Annotated in this window: 5 protein-coding genes and 1 pseudogene; all 6 read left to right on the top strand. The window is 30.1% G+C overall.

What is annotated here, in order from left to right; translation table 11 throughout:
- Nucleotides 1–170 precede the first annotated feature (170 nt).
- The 6 genes and pseudogenes from KHW44_RS05610 (at nucleotide 171) to KHW44_RS05585 (ending at nucleotide 5,733) form a co-directional block, all read left to right on the top strand.
- Nucleotides 171–380, top strand: a complete 210-nt coding sequence (locus KHW44_RS05610) for an excisionase (protein WP_035109578.1) — start codon at nucleotides 171–173, stop codon at nucleotides 378–380.
- A gap of 77 nt (nucleotides 381–457) precedes the next feature.
- Nucleotides 458–1,693 carry a tyrosine-type recombinase/integrase gene (locus tag KHW44_RS05605; protein WP_002836633.1) on the top strand — a complete coding sequence of 412 codons (1,236 nt, stop codon included), beginning with the start codon at nucleotides 458–460 and terminating at the stop codon, nucleotides 1,691–1,693.
- 219 nt (nucleotides 1,694–1,912) lie between these two features.
- Nucleotides 1,913–2,296, top strand: a pseudogene (locus KHW44_RS05600) (hypothetical protein); the annotation flags it as partial.
- A 117-nt stretch (nucleotides 2,297–2,413) separates the two neighbouring features.
- On the top strand, nucleotides 2,414–3,691 hold the full coding sequence (locus KHW44_RS05595; RefSeq protein ID WP_294685495.1) for an ABC transporter permease: 1,278 nt from the start codon (nucleotides 2,414–2,416) through the stop codon (nucleotides 3,689–3,691).
- A gap of 10 nt (nucleotides 3,692–3,701) precedes the next feature.
- Nucleotides 3,702–4,346, top strand: a complete 645-nt coding sequence (locus KHW44_RS05590; RefSeq protein ID WP_304066979.1) for an ABC transporter ATP-binding protein — start codon at nucleotides 3,702–3,704, stop codon at nucleotides 4,344–4,346.
- 10 nt (nucleotides 4,347–4,356) lie between these two features.
- Nucleotides 4,357–5,733, top strand: coding sequence for an ABC transporter permease (locus KHW44_RS05585; RefSeq protein WP_304066976.1), 1,377 nt, complete (start codon nucleotides 4,357–4,359; stop codon nucleotides 5,731–5,733).
- Nucleotides 5,734–5,864 lie beyond the last annotated feature (131 nt).

Genomic DNA, 5,864 nt, shown 5'->3' with positions numbered 1-5,864 from the left:
TATTCGCTATGAAGAAAATGAGGATAATGATACTTCTAAGGTTGAAGCCGGCTCATCCTGAACAGAGGCGGAGGTGAGATTCCTATGTTGCTAATCCAATGCACTTGTCAATGTCAAAAAACTTTAAAAATATTAAAATAAATATTTTAAATATATTATTTGGAGGATTTATGATTAATGAAAATATAAAAGTAGTTCGTGTTTGTGAAAAAGCATTTCTAACATTAAAAGAAGCATCTGAATATTTTAATATTGGTCAAGATAAAGTTAGACAATTAACGGATGAAAATGATTGCGATTTTGTATTATTTAATGGTAGTAAGCGTCTTATTAAGAAAAAGTTAATGGAAGAATATTTAAATAGACAGTTCTCTATTTAATCTAAAACTATATATAAAACACGCTTAATGCGGTATAATAATTATAGCGTGTCTTTTATCAAAAAAGGAGAATTTTTATGGTAAAAAGACGCAAAGATAGTAAAGGGGTTGTTTTAAAAGACGGTGAATATCAAAGATCAAATGGCACTTATGAATTTAAGTGGCAAGACAAAATAGGTCGTAGAAAATCTATCTATGCGAAAACTCTAAAAGAATTAAGAGAAAAGGAATTAGATATTTTACGCAATACTATAGATGGAATCAACAACGAAGGAAGTAGCTTATCTGTAAATGATACTTTTAAGCTATGGACAAAGGTAAAAAGAGGTTTAAAAGATAATACCTTTAAAAATTACATCTATATGTATCAACAATTTGTCGAACCGACTTTTGGTCGCATTAAACTATCTGATATTAAAAGATCTGATGTTAGAAGTTTTTATAACAGATTAAAGGAAGATCAGGGATTGATGGTTTCTACCATAGATTGTGTTCATACTGTCTTACATCAGGTTTTAGAATTAGCAGTGGATGACGAATATATAAGATTTAATCCATCTGACAATGCTTTGAAGGAATTGAAAGTAGCTTATCGAAATGAATCTCTGAAGAAAAAAGCCATGACAATAGAAGAACAAGTGCTATTTGAAGAATATTTATCTAATAGTGATGAATATAAAAAATGGTATCCAATATTCATTGTTATGCTTTGGACAGGAATGAGAGTTGGAGAAGTTACAGGATTGCAATGGGACGATCTAGATTTTGATAATGGTCTTATAAATGTAAATAGGACTTTGGTATATTATAGTAAAGGTAAAGGATTAAACAATAGATATGCTATTAATACACCGAAGACAGTATCAGGTAAGCGAAGTATTCCTATGGTTCAAAAAGTAAAAGATGCTTTTCTTATGGAAAGAGAGTTACAAAAGACTTTTGGAATCGAATGTTGTGATTCAATCGATGGATTTAAAGACTTTGTATTTTTAAATAGGTTCGGAAAGGTTCACAATAATGGAACACTTAATAAAGCTTTAAGAAGAATTGTTAGAGATTGCAATTTAAGTATAATGGATAAAAATAAATCGAGCTCTAATGATATTCTATTAGTTCCACATTTAAGCAATCACATTTTCAGACACACCTTTACTACAAGGCTTAATGAACAAAATATAAATACAAAAGCAATGCAGTCTATTCTAGGTCATTCTGATATTAGTACAACAATGGATATATATGTAGATGCAACAGAAGATTTTAAGATAGAACAGATGGGAGAATTTGAAAAAGCGATGAAATTTATATTTTAGAATTTACGACAGCTTACGACAAATTTACGACAATTTGCTAGAAATCTATAGGCACTTATAGAGAGTTAGCAAATTGTCGTAAATGGAAAAGTACCATAAAATAGACTTTTATAGAGATTTAGACAATTATCTAAAGTAGAGGGGATTTTCCCAACAATGAAGCCAGTTGGAAATAATTCTTCTAGCAATTCAAAAGATGGCGAAGATAATACAAAAGCTAAGAAATTGGACTTATCAAAAGTGAAAGTTGAACCATTATTTGAAGATTTTGTAGATTTTGAAAAATTCTCAGAATCTGATTTCAGAGTAGTAAAAGTAAAATCTTGTGAAGAAGTTCCAAAATCCAAGAAATTATTAAAATTCACATTGAATGATGGATCTGGAAAAGACAGAATCATATTATCAGGAATTAAAAACTACTACAGCGCAGAAGACTTAGTAGGTAAGACATTACTTGCAATCACAAACTTACCACCAAGAAAAATGATGGGTGAAGAATCTTGTGGAATGCTTTTATCTGCAATCTGCGAATATGATGGAGAAGAAGTATTGAATCTTATAATGTTAGATTCAAATATTCCGGCAGGATCAAAAATTTATTAATTAAATTATCAGGCGATAGAATTTAATTCTGTCGTCTTTTTTTATTGCTATGAATTTCATATACATTTCATAAAACTTTTGTAATATATAAATATAATGAAAACAAGGGAGAAATATATGATAAAAAATGCAATAGCTTATATAACTAGAAAAAGAAATAGAACGATGATAATGTTGATTATACTAACACTTGTTCTATCTTGCTTGTATGCCTGTTTAAGTATATCCAAATCGCAGAAAAGTTTGGAGAAATCACTATATGATAATTCAAATTCATCTATTTCAATAACCAAAAAGGATAAAAATGGTTATTTTAAAATAAAAGACTTCGAAAAAATTCAAAACATCAAAGGAATTAAAGAAATTTCATATCACTATGAGGGATTTGCTAATCTTACTAATAGTAATGTCGTAGAGAGTCAACAAAAAGTTATGAGAGAAGATTTGTCTGATAATATGAAGAACTTGGTTTCAATAGATGCTATGACAAATCAAAAGCGTAATAATTTGTTCACAAGTAACGTATTAAGTATCAAAAAAGGTAGAAATCTTAATCTAGATGATATGAATAAAATTCTTGTCCATGAAGAATTTGCTAAGAAAAACAAACTTAAACTTAACGATAAGATTGGTCTTAAATTCATGAATATGAATGGAAATGGTGATAATAATAAAGAAACACAGTATGAAATAGTTGGAATATTTTCGGGTAAAAAACAAGAAAAATATACAGGGTTATCATCTGATTTTAGTGAAAATTCTATGTTTGTAAATTATAATTCAGCTCAAAATTCATTGAATTTAAAAAATCAAGATAAAATTGTCAACAAAATTTCCGTATATACTCAAAATTCAGATTCAATGAACAATGTAATAAATCAAATTAAAAATCAAACCAACAACTTATCTCAGTATATAATTGAAAAAGATGACAATGCATTCAAAGAAGCTATTGATTCTATAAACGGAGTAAAGCACATCATACAAATGATGACATATTCCATAATGATTGCAGGACTTGTAGTTTTATCGTTGATTTTAATCTTATGGTTAAGAGAAAGAATTTACGAAATAGGAATACTTTTATCAATTGGAGTTAGTAAAGCTAAAATCATAGGGCAATTCATCATGGAGCTTGTATTCGTATCCGTTCCTGCAGCACTGTTATCCTATATTAGCGGGTATTTTATCATGAAACAAATAGTATCAGGAATAACCAAATCAGAAAATGCATCATTTGCAAAAAGCTTATTAATTACAAAACTATCCGATAAAATAGAAGTATTTATAAAAAGCTACGGATTGCTTTTAATAATAATCGCAGTTTCTGTGATTATCGCATCTGGAATAATATTAATCAAAAAACCAAAACAAATATTATCACAAATAAGTTAGGAGATATAAAATGAATATTTTAGAAATCAAAAACGTATCATACAGTTATTCAAGTTCAAATGAGGAAGTTTTGTCATTAGTTAACAGAGGATTTGAACAAGGGAAATTCTACGCAATAATTGGAAAGTCAGGAACTGGTAAATCAACGCTGTTATCTTTATTAGCGGGATTAGATTCACCAGATTCAGGTCAAATCTTATTCAAGAATAATAACATCGAAGAAAAAGGACACAGTTATCACAGAAAAAACAACATATCATTAGTTTTTCAAAACTATAACTTAATAGATTATTTGACTCCTCTTGAAAATATAAGATTAGTGAACAAAAATGCAACTGAAGATATATTATTGGAACTGGGATTGGATAAAAGTCAAACAAGAAGAAATGTTATGAAACTATCTGGTGGACAACAACAAAGAGTTGCAATTGCAAGGGCTTTGGTTTCAGAAGCTCCAATAATATTGGCAGATGAGCCTACAGGAAACTTGGATGATGTAACAGCCGGTGAAATCATCGATATCTTGAAAAAACTTGCAATGGAAAGAAACAAATGCGTTATAGTTGTTACTCATAGTAAAGAAGTGGCGAAAGCGGCAGATATTGTTCTTGAATTGAAAGATAAAAAACTACAAGAAGTAGTTGACAATATTTAGGGAGGAAATTATGATAAAAAACGCATTTGCTTATGTAACACGAAAAAGTCTCAAATCAATAATAATTCTAGTGGTAATAATGTTGATGTCGGCTTTGAGCTTGATTAGTTTATCAATAAAAGATGCTACTGATAAAGCATCTGAAAAAACATTTGGCAATATTACCAATAGTTTTTCAATGGAAATCAACAGACAAGTCAATCCAGGAACACCAAGAGGAGGTGGAAATGTCAAAGGACAAGACATCAAAAAAATTACAGAGTCACCTGATATTGAAAGCTATGTAAAAAGAATAAATAGCGTGGCTGATTTGGACGGATTGAATATAATTGAAACACAAGAAACTTTGGCCAATCAATCACCAGAACGTGCGAAAAATTTCAAAAGCACTGTAATGTTGACTGGTGTTAATGAATCGTCTAAGGAAACAAAATTTGTATCTGGAGCATACAAACTGGTTGAAGGTGAACATCTGAAAAATGATGATAAGAATAAGATTCTTATGCACAAAGATTTGGCGGCCAAAAATAATCTGAAAATAGGCGACAAATTAAAATTAAAATCTAATTTGTTTGACGCAGATAATGAAAAACAAGCCAATGAAACAGTAGAAGTTACGATTAAAGGTTTATTTGATGGACATAATAACGGAGGTGTGAGCGCCGCACAAGAATTGTATGAAAACACATTAATTACCGATTTGAATACAGCAGCTAAAGTATACGGTAACACTGAAGATACGGCAGTTTATCAAGATGCAACATTCTTTGTAAAGGGAAACAAAAAACTTGAAGATGTCATGAAAAACCTTAGCAAACTTGATATTAATTGGCAAGAATATAATTTAATAAAAAGCTCATCAAATTATCCAGCATTACAAGAATCAATCAGTAGAATATATGCAATAGCCGATAAGTTATTTGTAGGATCACTTGCATTTGCAGGATTAGTAGTAGCTTTATTATTATTCTTATGGATGAATGCTAGAAAGAAAGAAATAGCTGTATTATTATCGATAGGAATGTCCAAGGCAAAAATATTTGGACAATTTGTTACTGAATTATTGCTAGTTGCTATTCCAGCTTACGTCGGTTCATTCTTCTTGACTAGATTTGCGGGAGATAAAATCGGCAACAACATACTACAAAAAGTAACAGGAAATATAGCAGATAAAATCGCCAAGCAATCAGCTTCAACTGGGCTTGGAAGTGGAGCAGAAGTAGATGGATTCAATAAGACATTGACAAGTTTAGACATTAACATCTCATCAAAAGCCTTGGTATATGTAGTAATCTTTATGACAATTGTGTTGCTTGTTTCATTGATTATTTCATCAACGAATATTCTTAGAAAAAGTCCAAAAGATTTATTAATAGATACAAAATAGAATTATCGGGGCACATGCTCCGATAATTTTGTAATTGATGACTTTAGTCAGTTGAGTTCGCATGCGAACGAAACAATAAACTACCCGCTATGCGGGTAGGCGTTCTTAGGTTATACCAAAAAATCACCAAG

Origin of the sequence: Finegoldia magna (genome assembly GCF_018371055.1) — a bacterium.
Lineage (GTDB): Bacteria > Bacillota > Clostridia > Tissierellales > Peptoniphilaceae > Finegoldia > Finegoldia magna_I.
Note: the sequence above shows the minus strand (reverse complement) of the source record. Positions and strands in the feature narration are given on the sequence as shown.

Excerpts from the sequence above, each read along its gene's own strand:
- KHW44_RS05610 (WP_035109578.1), top strand. The coding sequence starts at position 171 with ATGATTAATGAAAATATAAAAGTAGTTCGTGTTTGTGAAAAAGCATTT.
- KHW44_RS05605 (WP_002836633.1), top strand. The coding sequence starts at position 458 with ATGGTAAAAAGACGCAAAGATAGTAAAGGGGTTGTTTTAAAAGACGGT.
- KHW44_RS05595 (WP_294685495.1), top strand. The coding sequence starts at position 2,414 with ATGATAAAAAATGCAATAGCTTATATAACTAGAAAAAGAAATAGAACG.
- KHW44_RS05590 (WP_304066979.1), top strand. The coding sequence starts at position 3,702 with ATGAATATTTTAGAAATCAAAAACGTATCATACAGTTATTCAAGTTCA.
- KHW44_RS05585 (WP_304066976.1), top strand. The coding sequence starts at position 4,357 with ATGATAAAAAACGCATTTGCTTATGTAACACGAAAAAGTCTCAAATCA.